This is a genomic window from Methylosinus sp. shoA, from assembly GCF_059718125.1.
Genome location: NZ_AP046091.1, coordinates 3,685,475 through 3,703,894, shown reverse-complemented (window position 1 = coordinate 3,703,894; position 18,420 = coordinate 3,685,475). Strand labels below are relative to the sequence as shown.

Annotated in this window: 18 protein-coding genes and 1 tRNA gene; 4 read left to right on the top strand and 15 right to left on the bottom strand. The window is 66.0% G+C overall.

Annotation, left to right across the window (positions count from 1 at the left end):
• Positions 1 to 89 precede the first annotated feature (89 nt).
• Positions 90 to 1,811 carry an AMP-binding protein gene (locus AC6IW9_RS17190; RefSeq protein ID WP_497765309.1) on the top strand — a complete coding sequence of 574 codons (1,722 nt, stop codon included), beginning with the start codon at positions 90 to 92 and terminating at the stop codon, positions 1,809 to 1,811.
• 45 nt (positions 1,812 to 1,856) lie between these two features.
• On the opposite strand, the gene AC6IW9_RS17185 is transcribed toward AC6IW9_RS17190, so the two are convergent.
• The 3 genes from AC6IW9_RS17185 to AC6IW9_RS17175 form a co-directional block, all read right to left on the bottom strand.
• A complete protein-coding gene (locus AC6IW9_RS17185; protein WP_497765308.1) occupies positions 1,857 to 3,122 on the bottom strand; it encodes an adenosylmethionine--8-amino-7-oxononanoate transaminase in 1,266 nt (421 codons plus the stop codon).
• A 105-nt stretch (positions 3,123 to 3,227) separates the two neighbouring features.
• Positions 3,228 to 3,860, bottom strand: coding sequence for a dethiobiotin synthase (gene bioD, locus AC6IW9_RS17180; protein WP_497765307.1), 633 nt, complete (start codon positions 3,858 to 3,860; stop codon positions 3,228 to 3,230).
• Positions 3,857 to 4,987 carry an aminotransferase class I/II-fold pyridoxal phosphate-dependent enzyme gene (locus tag AC6IW9_RS17175; RefSeq protein ID WP_497772548.1) on the bottom strand — a complete coding sequence of 377 codons (1,131 nt, stop codon included), beginning with the start codon at positions 4,985 to 4,987 and terminating at the stop codon, positions 3,857 to 3,859. Before AC6IW9_RS17175 ends, bioD begins: the two co-directional genes overlap by 4 nt.
• Before the next feature lie 194 nt (positions 4,988 to 5,181).
• Here AC6IW9_RS17175 and AC6IW9_RS17170 point away from each other — a divergent pair, with 194 nt between their 5' ends.
• Positions 5,182 to 5,529 (top strand): Rieske 2Fe-2S domain-containing protein, encoded by a 348-nt coding sequence (locus AC6IW9_RS17170; protein WP_497765306.1) that lies wholly within the window; start codon positions 5,182 to 5,184, stop codon positions 5,527 to 5,529.
• A gap of 6 nt (positions 5,530 to 5,535) precedes the next feature.
• Here the strand turns inward: AC6IW9_RS17170 and AC6IW9_RS17165 are convergent, their stop codons facing one another.
• The 3 genes from AC6IW9_RS17165 to AC6IW9_RS17155 form a co-directional block, all read right to left on the bottom strand.
• The gene (locus AC6IW9_RS17165; RefSeq protein ID WP_497765305.1) at positions 5,536 to 6,378 is read right to left on the bottom strand and encodes a hypothetical protein; all 843 of its coding nucleotides are present in this window, start codon (positions 6,376 to 6,378) and stop codon (positions 5,536 to 5,538) included.
• Positions 6,379 to 6,519: 141 nt separating this feature from the next.
• Positions 6,520 to 7,095, bottom strand: a complete 576-nt coding sequence (locus AC6IW9_RS17160; protein ID WP_497765304.1) for a hypothetical protein — start codon at positions 7,093 to 7,095, stop codon at positions 6,520 to 6,522.
• Positions 7,092 to 7,337: a hypothetical protein gene (locus AC6IW9_RS17155; RefSeq protein WP_497765303.1), complete on the bottom strand. Its 246-nt coding sequence runs from the start codon at positions 7,335 to 7,337 to the stop codon at positions 7,092 to 7,094. The genes AC6IW9_RS17160 and AC6IW9_RS17155 overlap by 4 nt, the downstream gene beginning before the upstream one ends.
• Positions 7,338 to 7,451: 114 nt before the next feature.
• Here AC6IW9_RS17155 and AC6IW9_RS17150 point away from each other — a divergent pair, with 114 nt between their 5' ends.
• Complete coding sequence (locus AC6IW9_RS17150) at positions 7,452 to 8,513, top strand: Fic family protein (protein ID WP_497765302.1); 1,062 nt, start codon at positions 7,452 to 7,454, stop codon at positions 8,511 to 8,513.
• A 41-nt stretch (positions 8,514 to 8,554) separates the two neighbouring features.
• Here the strand turns inward: AC6IW9_RS17150 and AC6IW9_RS17145 are convergent, their stop codons facing one another.
• Together AC6IW9_RS17145 and AC6IW9_RS17140 are read right to left on the bottom strand one after the other, a co-directional pair.
• Complete coding sequence (locus tag AC6IW9_RS17145; protein ID WP_497765301.1) at positions 8,555 to 8,866, bottom strand: DUF6362 family protein; 312 nt, start codon at positions 8,864 to 8,866, stop codon at positions 8,555 to 8,557.
• A gap of 292 nt (positions 8,867 to 9,158) precedes the next feature.
• Positions 9,159 to 9,248: transfer RNA gene (locus AC6IW9_RS17140), tRNA-Ser, on the bottom strand.
• A gap of 405 nt (positions 9,249 to 9,653) precedes the next feature.
• Between AC6IW9_RS17140 and AC6IW9_RS17135 the strand changes: the two genes are divergently transcribed.
• On the top strand, positions 9,654 to 10,958 hold the full coding sequence (locus tag AC6IW9_RS17135) for an OmpP1/FadL family transporter (RefSeq protein WP_497765300.1): 1,305 nt from the start codon (positions 9,654 to 9,656) through the stop codon (positions 10,956 to 10,958).
• A 49-nt stretch (positions 10,959 to 11,007) separates the two neighbouring features.
• On the opposite strand, the gene AC6IW9_RS17130 is transcribed toward AC6IW9_RS17135, so the two are convergent.
• From AC6IW9_RS17130 to AC6IW9_RS17100, 7 genes are all read right to left on the bottom strand, one after another.
• Positions 11,008 to 12,102: an Mrp/NBP35 family ATP-binding protein gene (locus AC6IW9_RS17130; RefSeq protein WP_497765299.1), complete on the bottom strand. Its 1,095-nt coding sequence runs from the start codon at positions 12,100 to 12,102 to the stop codon at positions 11,008 to 11,010.
• A 123-nt stretch (positions 12,103 to 12,225) separates the two neighbouring features.
• Positions 12,226 to 12,537 (bottom strand): hypothetical protein, encoded by a 312-nt coding sequence (locus tag AC6IW9_RS17125; RefSeq protein WP_497765298.1) that lies wholly within the window; start codon positions 12,535 to 12,537, stop codon positions 12,226 to 12,228.
• Positions 12,538 to 12,623: 86 nt separating this feature from the next.
• Positions 12,624 to 14,258, bottom strand: coding sequence for a PepSY-associated TM helix domain-containing protein (locus AC6IW9_RS17120; protein ID WP_497765297.1), 1,635 nt, complete (start codon positions 14,256 to 14,258; stop codon positions 12,624 to 12,626).
• Positions 14,259 to 14,265: 7 nt separating this feature from the next.
• The gene (locus AC6IW9_RS17115; RefSeq protein ID WP_497765296.1) at positions 14,266 to 14,550 is read right to left on the bottom strand and encodes a hypothetical protein; all 285 of its coding nucleotides are present in this window, start codon (positions 14,548 to 14,550) and stop codon (positions 14,266 to 14,268) included.
• Positions 14,547 to 14,822, bottom strand: a complete 276-nt coding sequence (locus AC6IW9_RS17110) for a hypothetical protein (RefSeq protein ID WP_497765295.1) — start codon at positions 14,820 to 14,822, stop codon at positions 14,547 to 14,549. Before AC6IW9_RS17110 ends, AC6IW9_RS17115 begins: the two co-directional genes overlap by 4 nt.
• Position 14,823: 1 nt before the next feature.
• Entirely contained in the window at positions 14,824 to 17,139 is a 2,316-nt protein-coding gene (locus AC6IW9_RS17105; RefSeq protein ID WP_497765294.1) for a TonB-dependent receptor, read from the bottom strand.
• Between the two features lie 301 nt (positions 17,140 to 17,440).
• The gene (locus AC6IW9_RS17100; RefSeq protein ID WP_497765293.1) at positions 17,441 to 18,406 is read right to left on the bottom strand and encodes a 2-oxo acid dehydrogenase subunit E2; all 966 of its coding nucleotides are present in this window, start codon (positions 18,404 to 18,406) and stop codon (positions 17,441 to 17,443) included.
• Between the last annotated feature and the right edge of the window lie 14 nt (positions 18,407 to 18,420).

Sequence of the window (18,420 nt, the reverse complement as noted above, 5' to 3'; positions counted from 1 at the left end):
TGGGGCTGCGCCGGCGAGCGATGCGCGCTATGTGTTCTGGAGATTCGCTCATTTCGTCGCCGCGTCGCCGGCGCGTCACGAGGCCATGCATGACAGCCGCATCTCTCGCGCTCGATCCTTACGCCGCGCGTCCTTGGCTCACCTCCTATCCCGCCTTCGTCTTGCCGGACATCGACCCCGACGAGCCGCACACGCTGGTGGAGATTTTTCGCCGCAGCGTCGCCGATCACTCCGACAGAACGGCGCTCGAGAGCTTCGGCGCGACGCTGACATTCACGCAATTCGGCCGCGCCGCGCGCGCCGTCGCCGCTTGGCTGCAAGCGCAGGGGTTGAAAAAGGGCGACCGCGTCGCGATCATGTCGCCCAATGTGATGGCCTATCCGCCGATGATCTTCGGCGTGCTGCTCGCCGGCGGCGCGGTGGTCAACGTCAATCCGCTCTATACGCCGAGCGAGCTCGCCTTTCAGATCGCCGATTCCGGCGCGCGCATCCTCTTCGTGCTCGAAAATTTCGCCCATACGGTCGAAGCCGCGTGGCCGTCGATGTCGATCGACCTCGCCGTCGTCGTCGCGCCGGGAGATCTTCTGGGGCTCCGGGGCAAACTCGTCGATTTCGTCTCGCGCTATGTCAAATGCGCCGTGCGGCCCTATCGTCTGCCGCGCAGCCTGCGCTTTTCCGACGTGATGAAGCAAGGCGCCGCGCAGGAGCCGCATGACGCCGAAGTCGGGCCGGAAGATCTCGCCTTTCTGCAATATACGGGCGGCACGACGGGCGTCGCCAAAGGCGCGATGCTGCTCCACCGCAACGTCGCGGCCAATGTCGCGCAATCGACGGCATGGCTGCATCCGTTTCTGCTGGACGCCTCGGGCCATGAACAGCCGCAAAAGATGGTGGCGGCGCTGCCGCTCTATCACATCTTCGGCCTCACTGCGTGCCTCCTCGTCCTGGTGCGCATCGGCGGCTCGTGCCTGCTCATCGCCAATCCGCGCGACATCACGGGCTTCGTGCGCACGCTGCGCAAATCGCGCTTCTCGATGATCTCCGGCGTCAACACGCTCTTCGCGGCGCTCGCCGATCATCCGCAATTCGCGGCGGTGGATTTCTCCCGCCTCGTCTTCTGCATCGCCGGCGGCATGGCGACGCAGGACGTCGTCGCGCGCAAATGGAAGGAGATCACCGGCCGCCCGATCATCGAAGGCTACGGCCTTTCCGAGACCTCGCCCGTCGTCGCCTGCAACCGGCCCGACCTCGCGGAGTTCTCCGGCTCGATCGGCTATCCCTATCCGTCGACGCAGGTGTCGATTCGCGCGCCCTCGGGCGAGGCGGTCCCGCTGGGCGAGCGCGGCGAATTATGCGTGAAGGGACCGCAGGTGATGGCGGGCTATTGGAACAAGCCCGCCGAGACCGAAGCGGCCTTCACGCCGGACGGATTCCTGCGCACCGGAGATGTGGCGATCATGCTGCCGGACGGCCAGGTGAAGCTCGTCGATCGTCTCAAGGAGATGATCCTCGTCTCGGGCTTCAACGTCTATCCGACCGAAGTCGAGAACGTGCTCGCGCAGCATCCGAAGGTGAAGGAGGCCGCGGTCATCGGCGTGTCCGATCCCCATTCGGGCGAGGCGCCGCTCGCCTTCATCGTGCCGCGCGACCCGAGCGTCACCGGCGAGGAGCTGCATGATTTCTGTCGCGAGACGCTGACGAGTTACAAAGCGCCGCGCCATTTCGAATTTCGCGACAGCCTGCCCAAGAGCAATGTCGGCAAGGTGCTGCGCCGCGTGCTGAGGGAAGAGGTCGAGGCGCGCAAGTCATGACGCGCTCTCCTTCTCCCGCTTGCGGGAGAAGGAGAGCGCGAACTCTCATCCGAATCGATCCGCCGCCTCGTCGATCGCCGCATAGAGCGCGTCGAGCTCGCTCGCCTCCACGCAATAAGGCGGCAGAACATAAATCGTATTGCCGAGCGGGCGCAGCAGCAGGCCGCGCGAGACGAAGAAATCGAGCAGCGTCGGGCCGATCGTCGCCAGATAGCCGCTGTCGGCGACGCAGAGGTCGAGCGCCGTTATCGTGCCGATCCGCCGCACATCGGAAAAACGCGAATCATTGGCGAAGCGGCGCAGTCGCTCCTCCTGCATCGCGCAGAGCCGCGCGATCCGGCCGCGCACATCCTCGCTCTCCCAAATATCGAGATTGGCGAGCGCCGCCGCGCAGGCGATCGGATTGGCCGTGAAGGAGCTCGAATGAAAAAAGGTGCGCGCGCGGTCCGTCGAATAATGCGCCTGAAAAATCTGCGCCGAGCACATTGTGACGGCGAGCGGCAGCGAGCCGCCGGTCAGGCCCTTCGCATAACAGGCGATGTCGGGAACGATTCCCGCCTGCTCGCAGGCGAACAACGTCCCCGTGCGGCCGAAGCCGGTCATCACTTCATCGGCGACGAACAGCACGCCATGCGCTTCGCAGATGCGCCTCATCTCGCGCAGAATGTCCGCACGATAGACGAGCATTCCGCCGGCGCCGAGAACGAGCGGCTCGACGACGAAGGCGGCGGCGTCCCCCGAGCGGCACGCCGCTTCCAGCGCGTCGAGCGTCGCCTGCGCGCTCCCCTCGCGCGGAAAGGGAATGCGCGTCACGTCGAACAGCAGCGGCTCATAGGCCGCATTGAAGACGGAGCGCGCGCCGGTCGACATGGCGCCGATCGTGTCGCCGTGATAGCCATGCTCCAGCGCCAGCACGCGCGCGCGCGGCTCGCCGCGATTGCGGAAATAACCGAGCGCCATTTTGATCGCGACTTCGACCGAGGTCGAGCCGCTGTCGGAATAGAACACATGATCGAGGCCCGGCGGCGTCAGCGCGACCAGCCGGCGCGCTGCCGCCTCGGCCGGCTCGTGCGTGAAGCCCGCGAAAATCACCTGGTCGAGACGATCGGCCTGGTCCTTGATCGCCTGCACGATGCGCGGATGGCGATGGCCATGGGTGATGACCCACCAGGACGAGATGGCGTCGAGAATGCGCCGGCCATCCGCCGTCTCCAGCCAAGCCCCCTCCCCGCGCGCGACCTCGATCGCTTCCCTTTGCAGCGCGTGCTGGGTGAAGGGGCGCCAGATGGGAGAGGCTTCGGAACAGTTCATCGTGTCACCAATGCGTCGAACCGTCATTGCGAGCGAAGCGAAGCAATCCAGAGCCGTCGGGCGACTCCTGGATCGCTTCGCTGCGCTCGCGATGACGGAGCGGAGTCATTCGCCGCCTTGCGAAAAATCTCCGAGCCGGAAAGCTCGGCCGAAGCTCGCGCGCAGAGCTTCCGGCGTCAGAGACGCGAGCAGAGGCAGACGGCCGAGATCGCGTGCGCCGGACAATTTCGCGATGATGCGTCGCGAATCCTCGTTCTCGTCGCCGATGAACGCGACGCCGAGCACGGGAATGTCGCGACGGCGCAGCGCCTCGAGCGACAGGAGGCTGTGATTGATCGTGCCGAGCGCGGTGCGCGCGCATAGAACGGCGGGCAGTCGCCATTGGGCGAGCAGATCGGCGGTCGGCAGCGTCTCGGTCAGCGGCGTCATCGCCCCGCCCGCCATTTCGACGACGAGCGGCGCGAGCGGCGGCGGAGCGAGCCGCTCGATGTCGATCGCCACGCCGTCGAGCCGCGCGGCAAGATGCGGCGACGCCGGCGCGCGCAGCCGATAGGCCTCGGGCAGAAGTCTCGCACGCGGCAGGCCGGACAGGCGCGCGACCGTTTCCGTGTCGGTCTCGCCGTCGAGCCCCGACTGCACGGGCTTCCAATAAAATGCGCCGAGCGCGGCGGCGAGCGCGGCGGAAAAAATCGTCTTGCCGACATTGGTGTCCGTTCCGACGACGACGAGGCGTATCATGGCGCGAGCCTCGCCCGTTCGGCGGCGAGATCCGCGATCATGGCGACGATCTGCGCTTCGCTCGCATTGAGCGTGAGGGTGACGCGCAGCCGCGCCGTTCCCTCGGGCACGGTCGGCGGCCGGATCGCGCGAATGTCGTGGCCCCTCGCCTGCATGGCGGCGGCGAGCGCGCGCGCGCGCACATCGGAGCCGACGACGATCGGCGCGATCTGCGAGAACGGCGCCGCGAGCCCTCGGCGCAGCAGCTCGCGGCCCGCCAGCGTGACGCGCGCGCGTAGCGCCGCACGCCGATCCTCCGCGGTTTCGATGATCGGCAACGCCGCACGCACGCAGGCGGCGAGCAGAGGCGAAGGCGCCGTCGCGAAGATGAAAGGACGGCAGCGATTGACCAGAAAATCACGCAACACACGCGGGAGCAGCGCCAGCGCGCCGACGAGACCGAGCGCCTTGCCGCAAGTGTGCAGGGTCACCACATTCTCGCGCCCCTCGAGCGTCGCGGCGAGCCCGCGTCCGCCGGGTCCGAAGACGCCCGTCGCATGCGCCTCGTCGATGAGGAGGAAGGCCTCGTGACGCTCAGCGAGCGCGGCGAGATCGTCGAGCGGCGCGAAATCGCCGTCCATGCTGTAGAGGCTCTCGACGACGATGAAGGGCCGGCCCGTCCCGCCATCGCGCCGAAAGGCCCGGATCGCCGCCTCGAAGGCCGCGACGTCATTATGCGCGGCGGCGACGCTTCGCGCGCGGGAGAGGCGCATTCCGTCATGCGCGCTGGCGTGGACGAGCGCGTCGTGAACGATGAGATCGCCGCGCTGCGGCAGCGTCGCCAGCAGCGCGACATTGGCGGAAAATCCGGCGCCGAAATAGAGCGCGCTCTCGGCCCCGAAGAAGGCCGCGGCCTCAGCCTCCAGAGCCTCGTGCTCCGAATGATCGCCGCGCAGCAGCCGCGAGGCGGCCGCGCCGAGCGGAACGCCGCGCGCCAACGCCGCGGCGGCGGCCTGCGCATAGGCGCTCGAACGCGCGAGGCCGAGATAGTCATTGGAGGTGAAGTCGACGCCCGAAGGCGGCGCGAGCGCGCGCAGCCGGTCCCGCGCGGCGAGGCCGGCGAGATCGGCGGCATAGGCTTCGAGCAGTCCGCCTTTCGTCCGCGCCGATGGCGTATCCGACGACAAGAGCGCCCTTTCCATTTGCTCAGGCGCGTCGACGGATCGACGGCGCGCGTCCCCGGCAATAGGGCGTCGGCCGACGCCTGTCGAGTCGCGGGCGGCCGCCTGGTCCGCAACTTGCGTGTCGGACGAACTTTCCTTTGACGAGAAGGCGACCTTCGATGGCGTTCACCTCCATTTGCAGCAAAGACGCCGTGAGCGAGGGCGGCATGGGCCTGTTCCAGGCCGGCCGCAAGAGCGTGCTGCTGGTCTGGCCGGCGGGCGGCGAGCTCAAGGCCTATCGCGGACGCTGCCCCCATGCCGACATGCCGCTGACCGAGGCGACCTTCAACGGCAAGACGGTGATGTGCCCGCATCACATGTGGGGCTTCGACGGGATGAACGGCAAATGCGTGACGCATCTCGTCCGCAACGCTCTTCACCCCTATGAGCTGCGGGTGGAGGGCGACGAGATCCTGGTCGACGTCGGCCCCGTCAGGCCGCCGCGCTCGGCGAGCGAGGCGAGCTGACGCCCGTCAGTCCGGGAGCTCTGTGCGATAGGCGCGCAGCAGCGATGACAAATCCGCGCCAAAAGCGGCCCGCAAAGCGGCGGGAAATGCTTCGTCCGCCTCCAGGCGGCGCAGCAATGCGAGAAGAGCGCCTCGGTCGCGCGCTCGGAGCCAAGCGACGAACATTGCGGCCTGCCGAAAGCCGAGGCTCTGGCGATAGGCGAGATCGAATTTCGGGAACTCGCCTTCGTCTTCGCCGGAAAAGCGGATGGACGAGAAATCCGCCCAGACGTCCGCCTCGCGAATGACGAGCGCAGACCCTTCCTTCATGCGCGCCAGCGCATCGGCTTCGCTCACGCCCTCCGCGCCGCCGCCGCTCGCAACGACGACCGCGAGACCTTCGACGAACCAGCTCGGCGGGCGGCTCGGCGCGAGGCCGCGCCAGCCGAAGAGATGAGCGTGGGACAGCTCGTGAGTGAGCACGCCGACCATGCGGTCCCGCTCTGCCCCGCACAGGGTCGGCGAAAGCACGATGCGCCCGGACAGGGTCACGGCCGCGATGGTCGAATCGCCGAACCCATTCGCCTTCGAATAGGCGTCGTAGGACGCGTAGACGCCGACCGCCGGCGCCGACGCGAAAACGCGGCCGTGCGCCGCCTCGACGACACCCATCGCCTCCGGCAGAGCCGCCGCGACGGCGCGGGCGCAGCTCTCCGCCGCCGGCTCGAAATGAACGCGCGCGTCCTCGGAGAGCGAAGGCAGAAAGCGCGGATCGTAGATCGCGGCGATGACGAAGCGCGACAGGCGCGGCGCTAGGGCGGCCGCGAGACAGACGGCGACGGCGAGAGCAAGCGTGACCGAACGTTGCATGGCGACCAAAGCTGCGACCCGATGCGCCCGGGTCGGACGCTCCATGCGCGGCTATGTGTGTTGTGAGCGGACTGGCGGGCGAAAACGACGAAACGGAGAACTAAGTCTACGCTATAGCCCTCCAAAATGACTCCTGAGAATCTAGCGCAACATGCGTAGATCAAGGCGAGCGCTTCGTAACGGTGGCGGCCAGACTGGAGGTCCTTTCGTCAAACCAGCGATCAGCGTATTAACCTGTTCCATGAACGGAGTCGTCAGGGGAATGGGCGCTTTTCCACGCTGGATCATCGGCACTAGGTTCACGACCTCGCCCTCGTCGTTCAGTTCGGGATGGAACCAGAAGGGCTTGTGCGCCATCGCGTTCCGTAAAGTCCGTAGCTCGCTCAGGTCAGCCTTCAGAGACGCCACCTCCTCTGGCGAGAGGACGTACGGCGCGATCAGCATGACCACGTTGATGCGGCGCTCAAAGGTGAGCGGCCCAAGTAGCCCCTCGTCAAAGGCGTCGTGAACGCCGGGAATTGTGATCCGGTCGCCTAGCATGAAGTAAATGATGGCAGCGTTGATGTGCCGCTCGACCGTGAACGCGCCAGCGAGGACGCCGCCGCGCAACTGCCGGACCCACTCATAAATCGACTTCGACCGCGCCTCCATGTCGAAGCCCCCGGCGGCAGGGCGAGGAGCGTCCTTACCCCAGTTCGTCGCGCCGTCGATGATCATTGCCTGTCACCGCAGAACAAGCGTTTTTCCAGATCAATCTGCGTGGGCACGGCTCCCTCGTCGATCATCCGAATGAGGGCGTTTCGCAGGATGACGAAGCTCTGTACCAAGGCAGCGACCTCCGTATCTTGGGCTGAGTGAGCAGCCTTCGAGCGCGCGTTGTAGAGGTCGGCGACCATTTTGAACAATTCGAGTCGCTTTGGCCCCACCGGCTCAAGGTATGCAGCGATGTGGGCGGACATCTTCCGCAGGGCTTTGCGCGGATACCTGCGATGTCAGCGGCTCACCCCATTCGGGCGTAAATGGGCGTCGAAATGGCATTGCCTAAATGGGCGTAATTGGGTGTATATTCGGGCATGGCACAGAACCCGATCAATATCGACACGATCCTGATCACTCCGGAAATCCTCGCGCTCATTGCCGAGATCGACGAGTTCAAGGGGGCGTGGCGCGCTTTGGGAACGCTGGCGCCAGAGCGGCTTTCGGCTTTGCGGCGCGTCGCCACCATCGAAAGCATCGGATCGTCGACTCGCATCGAGGGAAGCAAGCTCTCGGATCGAGACGTCGAGCGGCTGCTCGCCAATCTGGAGATCAAATCCTTCGCTACGCGCGACGAGCAGGAAGTGGCCGGCTACGCCGAGGTAATGGAACTCGTCTTCCGCGCCTGGGAAGAGATCACGATCACCGAGAACCATATCAAGCAGTTGCACCGCGTCCTGCTCGTCCACAGAGAGAAGGACGCCTGGCATCGCGGCAACTACAAGACCTCCTCGAACAGCGTCGCCGCCTTCGATGAGGACGGCAAGCAGATCGGCATCGTCTTCGAGACCGCGACGCCCTTCGACACGCCACGTCTGATGACCGAACTCGTCGGCTGGCTGACGTCCGAGCGGGAGCAGCGACGACTGCATCCGCTGCTCGTAATCGCGGTGTTCACCGTCGTGTTCCTCGAAATCCATCCCTTCCAGGATGGCAACGGCCGGCTCAGCCGGATTCTGACGACGCTGCTTCTGCTGCAGGCGGGCTATGCCTACGTTCCCTACAGCTCGCTCGAAAGCGTGATCGAGCAGAGCAAGGAGGGGTACTACCTCGCCCTTCGGCAGACACAGGGCTCGATCCGCAGCCAAACCCCGAACTGGCAGCCGTGGCTGACCTTCTTCCTGCGCGCCATGCAGCAGCAGATGAAGCGGCTGGCCAGCAAGGTGGAGCGCGAAAAGCTGGTGCTGCCTAGCCTGCCCGAACTGTCGTTGCGCATTCTGGATCATGCCCGTGAGCATGGCCGTGTGAGCGCGGGCGATATCATCAAATTGACGGGCGCCAGCCGAAACACGCTGAAACAGCAGTTCCGCCAGCTTGTCGAGAAGGGGCATCTGGTTCGGCAAGGCGGGGGACGAACGACCTGGTACACGCTGCCGTAGCCGCCGGCCGTTTGCGCGCAACTACTACGACGCGCAAGACGCTATTCTTGGGGCAGCTCCGAAGGGTCGAAAGCCCGTCGCACCATTTCGATCACATAGCGTCTGGATCTGAGCTTTGGCACGGTACGATGGTTCAAGCGCCAGGCGATGACGCAGAGAGCGTAGAGCCAGTGCTCGTGGGCGGCGGAGCGTTGCAGTCCGACGGTCCAGAAGATGGTCTTCCAACGCTCGCCGTAGGCGCGCAGCCAGATGATCTTGCCGTCGGTCGGATCGAGCCCCATTGTCCAGGTCAGCGTCTCCTCCAGGGGCATGTCGTGGAATTGGTTTGCAGCGTCATAGACACCGTGACGCATATAGGTGGGCAGTTTCCCGGCGGCGCAGGGCCGGGAAAGCCGATCATGTAGCGAAGTTATGTGGTGGGTTCGCCGCACCTACTATCTTGTTCAGCCCGCACTTTCGGCGAAGGACGCAGGCTTCAAGCGTCCCTTGCGCGCCTCGCCCGTCGTTCACGTCCGCGTGATCGCAACGGCCGCACGCGCCGCCAAGTGTGGGCATAAAGCCCCGATCCTACCGCCCGATTTTCCTGTAGTAGATCGTGAGTAGGATTTCCCCAAATCGAAAAACATCAATTAAATCAACGCTTAATGGCGGAAGGGGTGGGATTCGAACCCACGGTGAACTTGCGCCCACGGCGGTTTTCAAGACCGCTGCCTTAAACCACTCGGCCACCCTTCCCCGCGCGCACGCCGACGATCGCGGCCTTGTGTAGGGCCGGGCCGACGAGTGCGTCAACCCGAGCGCCGGCGCTCGCGAGTCGAGCGGGCTCGAAGAGAGAGCTCCCGCCGAGCCCGATCCGGCGAGCGAGCCGGAAACCAGTGAAGCCCCGTATAAGATGCGCCACAGGACCGCGCTCGCCACCTGTGGCAGATTCGTTACAGATCGGAAAAATATCGCCGCGAGGCGACCGCCGGGGCCTATCGTCCCGTGGCAGCTCTGCTAGTTTGCCGAAGGGGGTCCGAATCGATGATCCGCAGACCAGCGAGAAGCGTTCCGCTTCTGATCCTCGACGAGCCGATGCGCGGCGACTGAACGAAGAGGCGGGGCGACTCGACGATGGCGGGATTTTCTCGACGTGGACTCATGTCCGTGGCCGCGGCCCTGTGTGCGCTCTGCGCGCCGGCGCTCGCCGCGGACGGCTATTTTCTCATCGGCTATGGCGCGCGGCAAAAGGCGCTCGGCGGCGCCGGCGTCGCCGATTCGCGCGACGCCATGGCGCTGTCGATCAACCCCGCGGGCCTCGTCGACGTCCCGCGGGAGCTGCAGCTCACCTTCACCGGCCTTCTTCCCGAGCGCGGCTATTCGACGACGGGCCAGCCCAAGGTCGTCGCGCCGGGCGACGTGCGCAGCGGCCGACCCTTCTTCCCGATCCCCGACAACGCCTTCGCGGCGCCGATCGACTCACAGTCCGCCTGGGGCACGGCCTCCTACACCAATGGCGGAATCAACACGGCCTATGATTTCGGCAATTACCATCCCCCGCTCGGCGGTCCTCTCGGCGGCGGCTTCGCGGGAGTCGATCTCGCGCAGATCTTCACCGCCTTCGGCTATGCGCGCAGGTTCGGCGCGCTCTCGATCGGCGTAGCGCCGACCGTCGCCGTGCAGATGCTCAACATCCAGGGCCTGAAAATGTTCGGCCCCTATTCCTCCGATCCCGCGCATATTTCCGACAGCGGCTACGACTGGTCGGTCGGCGGCGGCGTCAAAATCGGCCTGCAATGGCGCGCCACCGAGCAGCTGCGCTTCGGCCTCGCCGCCTCGACGCCGATGTATATGACGTCCTTCCGCAAGTTCGCGGGCCTCTTCGCCGATGGCGGCCGCTTCGACATTCCGGCGACCATCACCGCGGGCCTCGCCTATGACGTGACGCCGGATCTGACCGTGATGGCCGACTGGCGGCACATCTTCTACTCGGGCGTGCCGGCGCTCCACAATTCCAACTTCCCGCTTCGGCTCAATTCGCTCGGCTCGCCGGGCGGACCGGGGTTCGACTGGAAGGACACGGATTCGGCTGCGCTCGGCGTCGAATGGCGGACGACCCCGGCTCTCGCCCTGCGCGCCGGCTATCATTATACGACCAATCCGGTGCCCGCGCGCGCGGTGACCTTCAACGTGCTGTCGCCCGTCGTCAACGCGCATCACGTCAGCGGCGGTTTCAGCTATGCGGTCACCAAGAACTCGACGATCGATTTCTCGACCGTTTACGCTTTCAAGAACAATGTGAGCGGCTTCGAGGCGCTGCCGCAGTCGGCGCAGAACCCGTTCGGCGCTTATAATCCGAACGCCAGAATCAATCTGTGGCTGCGCGGCCTCGAATTCACGATCGGCTGGACCTATAAGTTCGATCCGGGCGATCACTCCTTCCTTCCGCATCTGGATCGCCTCTGAGGGAGCTCGCGGCCCTCGACGAGACGAGAGGCCACGAGCTCTTTTCGCCTCACCCCACCACGATCTTCGGCGGCGCACGGCGCGTGCGCGTCTCGAGCGCGGTCTTCACCTTTTCTGCGAGCTCGATATAGATCGCCGCGAATTGGCCCTCGGGATCGGCGGCGACGACCGGCGTTCCCGCATCCGAGGTCTGGCGGATCGCCAGATCGAGCGGCACCTCGCCGAGGAAGGGCACGCCGAGCGCTTCGGCGTCGCGCCTCGCGCCGCCATGGGAGAAGATGTCGGTGCGTCCGCCGCAATGCGGGCACAGGAAATAGCTCATATTCTCGACTATGCCGAGGATCGGAATCTCGACGCGCTGGAACATGGCCACGCCGCGCCGCGCATCGATCAGCGCGAGATCCTGAGGCGTCGAGACCACGACGGCGCCGGCGAGCGGAACCTGCTGAGCCATGGTGAGCTGCACGTCGCCGGTGCCGGGCGGCATGTCGACGACGAGCGCGTCGAGCTCGCCCCAAGCCACCTCGCCGAGCAACTGCCCCAGCGCCTGCACCACCATCGGGCCACGCCAGATCATCGGCACATTTTCGTCGACGAGGAAGCCGATCGACATGATCTTCAGGCCATAGGCCTCGAGCGGAACCAGCCTGTTGTCGGCGACCTCGGGCTTCTTTCCGCCGAGGCCGAACAGGCGCGGCGCCGAGGGGCCGAAAATATCGGCGTCGAGCAGGCCGACACGCCAGCCGAGCGCAGCGAAACCCAGCGCCAGATTGGCCGACGTCGTCGATTTTCCGACGCCGCCTTTCCCCGAGGACACGGCGACGATGTATTTGATCTTCTCGATCGCGGCGATCGGCCGACGCTGCGGCGTCTGGCCCGGCGGAGGAGCGGCGGGTTGCTGCGCGCGCTCGGCGGTCAGCGTCACGATCGCCGTGTCGACGCCCGGCACGGTCTTGACCGCGCCTTCCACCGCCACCGCCAGGACTTCGAGCTCCTTGGAGCGCGCCGGATCGCCGCTGAGCGAGACAAAGACCTTCCCGCCCGACACATTGATCCCGCTGACGAGGCCCGCCGCGACAATCGATTTGCCGCCGGGGCCGGAGACGCTCTCCAGCGCCTTCAATATTTCTGCTTCATCGGCCACTGTCTTCGCCCTTCGCACGATCCGCCTCCGACGCCCCCGCGAGGGGCGTCTTTGGAAACGTTCTACGCAATCGGTATGCCGATATCAGGCCGATGCGTCCAGAGTGCGTGCGAAGCCGGGCCCTCATACCCTCTGGCGTTGGACGAGAGCGTTGCGGATGAGACCGACGATCGCGGTGACGATCGCGCCGGAGACGCCGCCGCCGACCAGCTGCCCGGCGAAGACGGCGATGTCGAAGCCGCCATTGGCCGCGGTTCCGGCGAGCGCCGGAATGAGCGATGTGAGGATCGATCCGCCGCCCGCTCCGCCCAGCGCCCCGACAATGGCGTTGGCCGCCGGGCCGAGATCGAAAGTCTTGGACGTCTTGCCGACGCCCGCGCCGCCGACCGCGCCGGAGATGAGCTGGATGACCAAGTTTATGAGCGTCTCGGACATGGACTGCGCCTTTCGTTCACGGAGTAGGACCGTTACGAACTTGCGCGCCGCAAGCGCTTTTCAAGCCGTCCTCGGCCTGCGCGTCCTCAGCGAGGCTCGGGAGCTGTCTGGACGCTCTCCGCGTCTGCGATCTCGGCGTCGCGCGAGTTCGCGAGGCGCGCCGACCAGACGCTGTCGGACGGACCGGCCTCGACGCGTCGACGCGCCGCCCGCGCCATCGCCGCGAAGCCGAGCGCAGCGCCGGCGGCGACGAGATCGACGCCGAGGCTCGAAGGATCCGCGGAGGCCCAGGGGCCGAGGCCGGGCGCCGCCGCAGCGAGCGCGCTGGTCGCCGGAAGCGCCGCCGTCGCCGCCGACGCGGCGCGCAGCAGCTCGACGCCCGCTCGGGACGCGCCGCGCACGAAGGCATAGGCCAGCGCGACCGCGGAGACTGCATGATAGATGCCCCGGCTCGCCGTTTCGGCGTCCTCGACATGGCCGTGGAGCCATTTCACCGAGGCCATGGCGATCGACAATCCGCAGACGCAGCCGAGGCAGACGCCGACCGTCGCCGCCGCCATGAGGCGCGTGGATCTCGTCTGCGAGACCCCGTCCCCATGGCGGCGCGCGGTCCGCCGACGCGACTCGATCCACAAGAGATTGCCGGAATAGAACAGGAAGGCGCCCGCGAGGCCGAGAAAGAAATAGGTCCAGCGCACGGTCTCGCCGCCATAGCTGCCGAAATGCAGCGCGAAGAAGGCGGAGACGATCTTCGTCCAGGAGGTCTGCGTCTCGGGCAGATAGTCGACATCGACCACCGCCCCCGTCGTTCCGCTCAGCGCCGCGAAGCCTCCGCCGCGCGAGAGGAAGCGCGGATCCTCGCCCCAGACCCGCACCAGCGCGCCGCGCGTTCCGGCGTCGCGATATTGCAGGCTCTTCGGCGTGAAGCCGGACGACGCCCCCTCCACGGCGGCGGCGAGCTCGGCGACGGGCTTCATCGCGGCCGGACGCTCATCGCGCTCGACCGCCGCGAAGGCGCCGGTCGAGCGCATGATCGTCTGCAGCTTTCCGTCATAGACGACGCGATCGAGCGCCGCATAGATCGGATCATGCAGCCCGAAAACGAAGGCCGTCAAAGCGATGACGAGGTGGAACGGCAGACTCGCGACGCCGACGAGATTATGTGCGTCGAGCCACATGCGCTTGAGATTGGCGGAGATGCGCAGGGCGAGGAGATCGCGGACGAGCGAGGGCAGGACCAGCACGAGCCCCGAGACGAGCGCGACGAAATAGAGCGCGGAGAGCGCGCCCGTGATTTTCTCGCCGATCTCGAGACCGACGGGAAGGCCGGCGGTGCGATGAACCGTGTCCACGACCGCCGCGATCGTCGAGGGATGCGAACGCTCGACGCGCAGCTCGCCGCCTTCGTCGAAGGACGCCGACCAGGCGACCGCGTCGCCGCGGCTCTTGCGCCAGGAAATTCGCGCCGGACGCCCCTCGGCGGCGAGATGAAGGGTGAAATCCTTCGCCGCATCCGGCCGCGCCGCGAGCGTCGCGGCGATCAGCTCGTCCGCCCCGGCGATCGTCGCGGCGCCGCGGGCGGGCGGCGTCGCCCAGCGGCCGAGCGGCTCGGCGAAGATCGTGAGCGCGCCGGCGTAGAAGCAGATGAACAGCAGCATGCCGGAGACGATTCCCGTCCAAGTATGGACGGTCTTGTAGAGCCTCAGTACGTCGGCGCGCATCCTCGCCTCAATGCAGGAAAAGCCGGCAGGCGTAGAGCCCGCCATGGGCGAGAAGGCTCGCGCCACCGAGCCAGAGCCATGCGCGCAGCCCGCTCCGGAACAGAAAGACGAGACCGAGGACGCCGAGCCAGATCGGCGCGACGAGCCACATGACGAGCTGATATTTGTTGCGGCCCTCGAGCCCTTCCGGGCCGAGATGAGCGAAAAGGCCGACGAGCGCGACGGCGAGGGTGAAGCCGAGGAAAACGCCCGCCAGGCTCTTGCTCGCAATGTCGCGTCGGATCGGCGTCATCCGCCGCTTCCCTTCCGCAGAGCCGCCGCGGCCGGAAGGGCGATCAGCAGCGCCATCAGGAGCGCGAGCTCCGTGAAGAATCCGGCGAGCGGCGCCACGAGCCGCTGCAGAGCGGCGGCCGCGATGAGCAAAAAGACGGCGGCGCCGAGCGTGCTCGACGCCGCCGTGAGGCTACGGGGGAACAAGAGCTGTCGCGACGTTCCGCCATAAAGACAGATTGCGCCGACGAGGACGCCGAGCACGGCCGTCGAAAGGAGGAGTGTCGCGGTCATCTCAGAAATCGACTGTCGCAGAGAGGAGCACCGTGCGCGGCGCGCTCAATGTCGCGAAACCATCGTTGAACGTCCCAGACCAATAGCTGTGGTCGAGCAGGTTCGTCACATTGGCGCGGAAGGTCACGCCCGTGTCATAGATGCGGGTCGCGTAGCGCAATCCCGCATCGAGACGCGCCCACTCGGGAATCCTGGCCGTGTTCGCGGAATTGATATATTGCGCGCTCGTATAGACGACACGGCCCTCCGCCGTAAGTCCGGCGAGATACGGTATGTCCCACTCGCCATAGAGGTTCACCTGCCATCTCGGGACGCCATAGGCGTTTTTTCCGTCGAGCTGTCCACTCGTGGTCCTCGTGAGGACGCCGATCGTGTAGGCGACGCCGCCCACCACGCGGACGCCTTCGATGGGCTCGCCGAACACATTCCATTCTATGCCCTGATTGCGCTGGCGTCCGTCGGCGTTGTAGGTTTTGTCCACCCGCATCAGCGTCGGCCGCGTGATTTCGAAGAAGCTGATCGTGTTCGTGATGTCGCCCAGGTCGAGCTTGGCGCCGGTCTCGATCTGCTCCGATTTGAACGGCGGGAAAATCTGATTGTAATTGGTCGCCGTCTGATCGGTCACGCGGTCGCCTTGCGTCAGGCCCTCGATATAATTGGCGTAGAGAGACAGCCGCTCGTCCCACGGCTTGACGATGAGCGCGAAGGCCGGCGAGAGGGCGTGCTTGTCATATTCGTTGAGCGCAGCGCCGACGACGGCGACCGCGCCCGTGGCGGGGTTGATGTTCTTGGTCTGCACGCGCTGGCTGCGCACGCCTCCCGTGAATTGGATTCGTTCGTCGAAAGCCGAGATCGTGTCCGCGACGGCGAAGCTCGCCAGATGCGTCTGCGAGGTCTTGGTCGGATCGCCCGGATCGGTCGCGATCGGCGGCACGCTGGGCGCGTAGATGCTCGAGGCATATGGCTCCGAACGATTGTTTCTCGTGCCGGCGGTGAACGACAAGGACGACGCGCTCACCACGAGCCGATGACGCAGCGGTCCCGTGTCGAACTGCCCGCGCAGCCCGCCCTGCGAGGACAGCGAATTCTGATAGCCGCGCAGGTTGACGATCGTCCCGCGATAGTCTCCCAGCAGGTCCACGTTCTGCGCCTGAGTGCCGTTCGTGAAGCCGCCGTAATCATTGCTGGCGAAGCCGATGCCGCCGAACACGGTGATATTCTCGGCGATGTCGAGCTCGCCGCGCCCGACGACGGCTCCGTTCTCATATCTGCTGTTGGAGCCGACAAAGAGATTCGTGCTCGAATGCGGCGCCGCGGCGACGCTCGGGCCCGTGAAGCTCACCAGCATCGAGCTGCCGTTCTGGAAATTTTCTATGCTGTGATAGGCGTCGAGCGACAATCTGAAACGTTCTTCCCGGAAATCCAGCCCGAGCGCGTTCAAGCCACGCTCTTTCCGCTGCGCGTCGAGCGCGGTCTCGCCGCCACGGTAGACGCCGTTGTAGCGCACGCCGAACTGACCATGGTCGCCGAAGCGTCGTGCGACGTCGACATGCGCGCCGAACTGGACATGCGAACTATAGTCGCCCGTGATGCGGGTGAGCGGCGTGTCGCCGGCGTGCTTGGTGACGAGATTGATCGAGCCGCCGATCGCGCCGAAAGGCGCCATGCCGTTGAGCAGGGCGCCAGGCCCCTTCAGGATCTCGACACGCTCGAGGAACTCGACGGGAACATGCCCATCCGGCGCCAGCCCGTACATGCCGTTGAGCGCGAACTCGCTGCCATTGACCTGAAACCCGCGAATTCTGAAATTCTCGCGCATATGCCCGGCGGATGTGGTCACGCGAACCGACGGATCGTTCTCGAGGACGTCCTGCAGCGTGCGCGCCTGCTGATTCTGGATGAGAGCGGATGTGTAGCTCGACACGTTGAACGGCGTGTCCATGATGTCGCGATTGCCGAGCATGCCGAGCCGCGCGCCGCGCGCGACCTGCCCGCCGGCATATTCCTTCGGCAGATTGCCGATCTCCGCCTGAGCCGGCGCGGGATTGAAGCCCTCGCTCGAAGGCGCCCGGACCACTACCGGAGCCGGAGCCGGGCTTCGGGTCGGCCGCGGCGCGCGCGCCGGCCGCACATGCGCGGCGCGCGCCGGCGTGGCGCTTCGGCGGACGGCCGCCCGGGGCTTTTCCTGCGGCGCGTCGACCGCGACGGCGGGCAAGGGCGTGACGCCGGGCTCCGCCTGCGCGACGGACTCGCAGCCGAAGAGTAGCAGAGCGGCGACGCCGAAGTGTCTTGCGGACTCGAGCTGCGGCTTCCTCACCGAAAGCGGGGAACGACAGCAAAGACAACGAATCGCAGAACCCTTGTATTCCATCATCTCGACCGCCACCACTGAATAGCCTCACCTAAGTAGAAGCTATTCGGCAGTCGGTCCGACAGTCAACGTGACACGTACGTATCGAGAATTTTTGTAAGAAGGCTAGATATTTGTTTCTATCGAGAAATATTTGTCATCAGATACACGATATCTGCAAATTATTCTCTTTCTAAACTATGTTCGACGCGCGGACGAAGGCGGCGGCGCCTCGCTCATCGACGAAGGCGGGATCGCGGAAGGGCCGTCACGGCGCCAGCATCGCTCCGGGATGCTCGATCAGCCGCTTGAACTCGGCGAGCAGCATGGCGCCGAGGGCGCCATCGACCGCGCGATGGTCGACCGAGAGCGTCACACTCATGATCGTCGCGACCGCCGGCGCGCCGTTCTTTGCGACGATGCGCGGCTCGCCGGCGCCGACCGCGAGAATGGTCGCATGGGGCGGATTGATGACGGCGGAGAAGTTCTCGACGCCGAACATTCCGAGATTGGAGACGGCGGTCGTGCCGCCCTCATATTCGCTCGGCTTCAATTTCCGCTGTTTCGCCCGCGTGGCGAAATCCTTCATTTCGATGGCGATCTCGCGAAAGCTCTTGGTCTCGGCGTTGCGCACGATCGGGGTGACGAGGCCGCCCGGAATGGAGACGGCGACGCCCACGTCCGACGACTTGTGCTTCAGCATCGCGCTCTGCGTGAAGGTGACATTGGCGTCGGGAACGCGCTGCAGCGCGAGCGCCATGGCCTTCACGATGATGTCGTTGACCGAGACCTTCCACTCGGGCTTTCCATCCGCGCCGACCGGCGCGACGCTGTTGTAGTCCTCGCGCAGGCGCAGCAGCGCGTCGATCTCGCAGGCGGTCTGCAGAGCGAAATGCGGGATGGTTCGCACGGCGTCGGTCATGCGCCGGGCGATCGCCTTGCGCATCGAATCATGCGGGATTTCGATGAAAGAGCCGGGCGCGAAAAGCTGGCGCGCCACGGCGTCGGACAGCGCCACCGGCGCCTCGCTCGGCGCGGACGGCGCCGCTGCGGGACGCGCGCCGCCGAGCGCGCCTTTCACGTCGCGCTCGATGATCCGCCCATGCGGGCCGGAGCCGGTCAGCGACGCGAGGTCGAGCCCGTTCTCCGCGGCGAGCCGCCGCGCCAGGGGCGAAGCGAAGATGCGCCCGCCGCCGTCCGACGTATGATCCAGAGCGCGAGCCGCGGCGTTCATTGCGATGTCCTCAG

What these genes read in the sequence shown, in the direction of transcription:
- AC6IW9_RS17190 (WP_497765309.1), top strand. Translation starts at nt 90, where the DNA reads ATGACAGCCGCATCTCTCGCGCTCGATCCTTACGCCGCGCGTCCTTGG.
- AC6IW9_RS17185 (WP_497765308.1), bottom strand. Translation starts at nt 3,122, where the DNA reads ATGAACTGTTCCGAAGCCTCTCCCATCTGGCGCCCCTTCACCCAGCAC.
- bioD (WP_497765307.1), bottom strand. Translation starts at nt 3,860, where the DNA reads ATGATACGCCTCGTCGTCGTCGGAACGGACACCAATGTCGGCAAGACG.
- AC6IW9_RS17170 (WP_497765306.1), top strand. Translation starts at nt 5,182, where the DNA reads ATGGCGTTCACCTCCATTTGCAGCAAAGACGCCGTGAGCGAGGGCGGC.
- AC6IW9_RS17165 (WP_497765305.1), bottom strand. Translation starts at nt 6,378, where the DNA reads ATGCAACGTTCGGTCACGCTTGCTCTCGCCGTCGCCGTCTGTCTCGCG.
- AC6IW9_RS17160 (WP_497765304.1), bottom strand. Translation starts at nt 7,095, where the DNA reads ATGATCATCGACGGCGCGACGAACTGGGGTAAGGACGCTCCTCGCCCT.
- AC6IW9_RS17155 (WP_497765303.1), bottom strand. Translation starts at nt 7,337, where the DNA reads ATGTCCGCCCACATCGCTGCATACCTTGAGCCGGTGGGGCCAAAGCGA.
- AC6IW9_RS17150 (WP_497765302.1), top strand. Translation starts at nt 7,452, where the DNA reads ATGGCACAGAACCCGATCAATATCGACACGATCCTGATCACTCCGGAA.
- AC6IW9_RS17145 (WP_497765301.1), bottom strand. Translation starts at nt 8,866, where the DNA reads ATGCGTCACGGTGTCTATGACGCTGCAAACCAATTCCACGACATGCCC.
- AC6IW9_RS17135 (WP_497765300.1), top strand. Translation starts at nt 9,654, where the DNA reads ATGTCCGTGGCCGCGGCCCTGTGTGCGCTCTGCGCGCCGGCGCTCGCC.
- AC6IW9_RS17125 (WP_497765298.1), bottom strand. Translation starts at nt 12,537, where the DNA reads ATGTCCGAGACGCTCATAAACTTGGTCATCCAGCTCATCTCCGGCGCG.
- AC6IW9_RS17120 (WP_497765297.1), bottom strand. Translation starts at nt 14,258, where the DNA reads ATGCGCGCCGACGTACTGAGGCTCTACAAGACCGTCCATACTTGGACG.
- AC6IW9_RS17115 (WP_497765296.1), bottom strand. Translation starts at nt 14,550, where the DNA reads ATGACGCCGATCCGACGCGACATTGCGAGCAAGAGCCTGGCGGGCGTT.
- AC6IW9_RS17110 (WP_497765295.1), bottom strand. Translation starts at nt 14,822, where the DNA reads ATGACCGCGACACTCCTCCTTTCGACGGCCGTGCTCGGCGTCCTCGTC.
- AC6IW9_RS17100 (WP_497765293.1), bottom strand. Translation starts at nt 18,406, where the DNA reads ATGAACGCCGCGGCTCGCGCTCTGGATCATACGTCGGACGGCGGCGGG.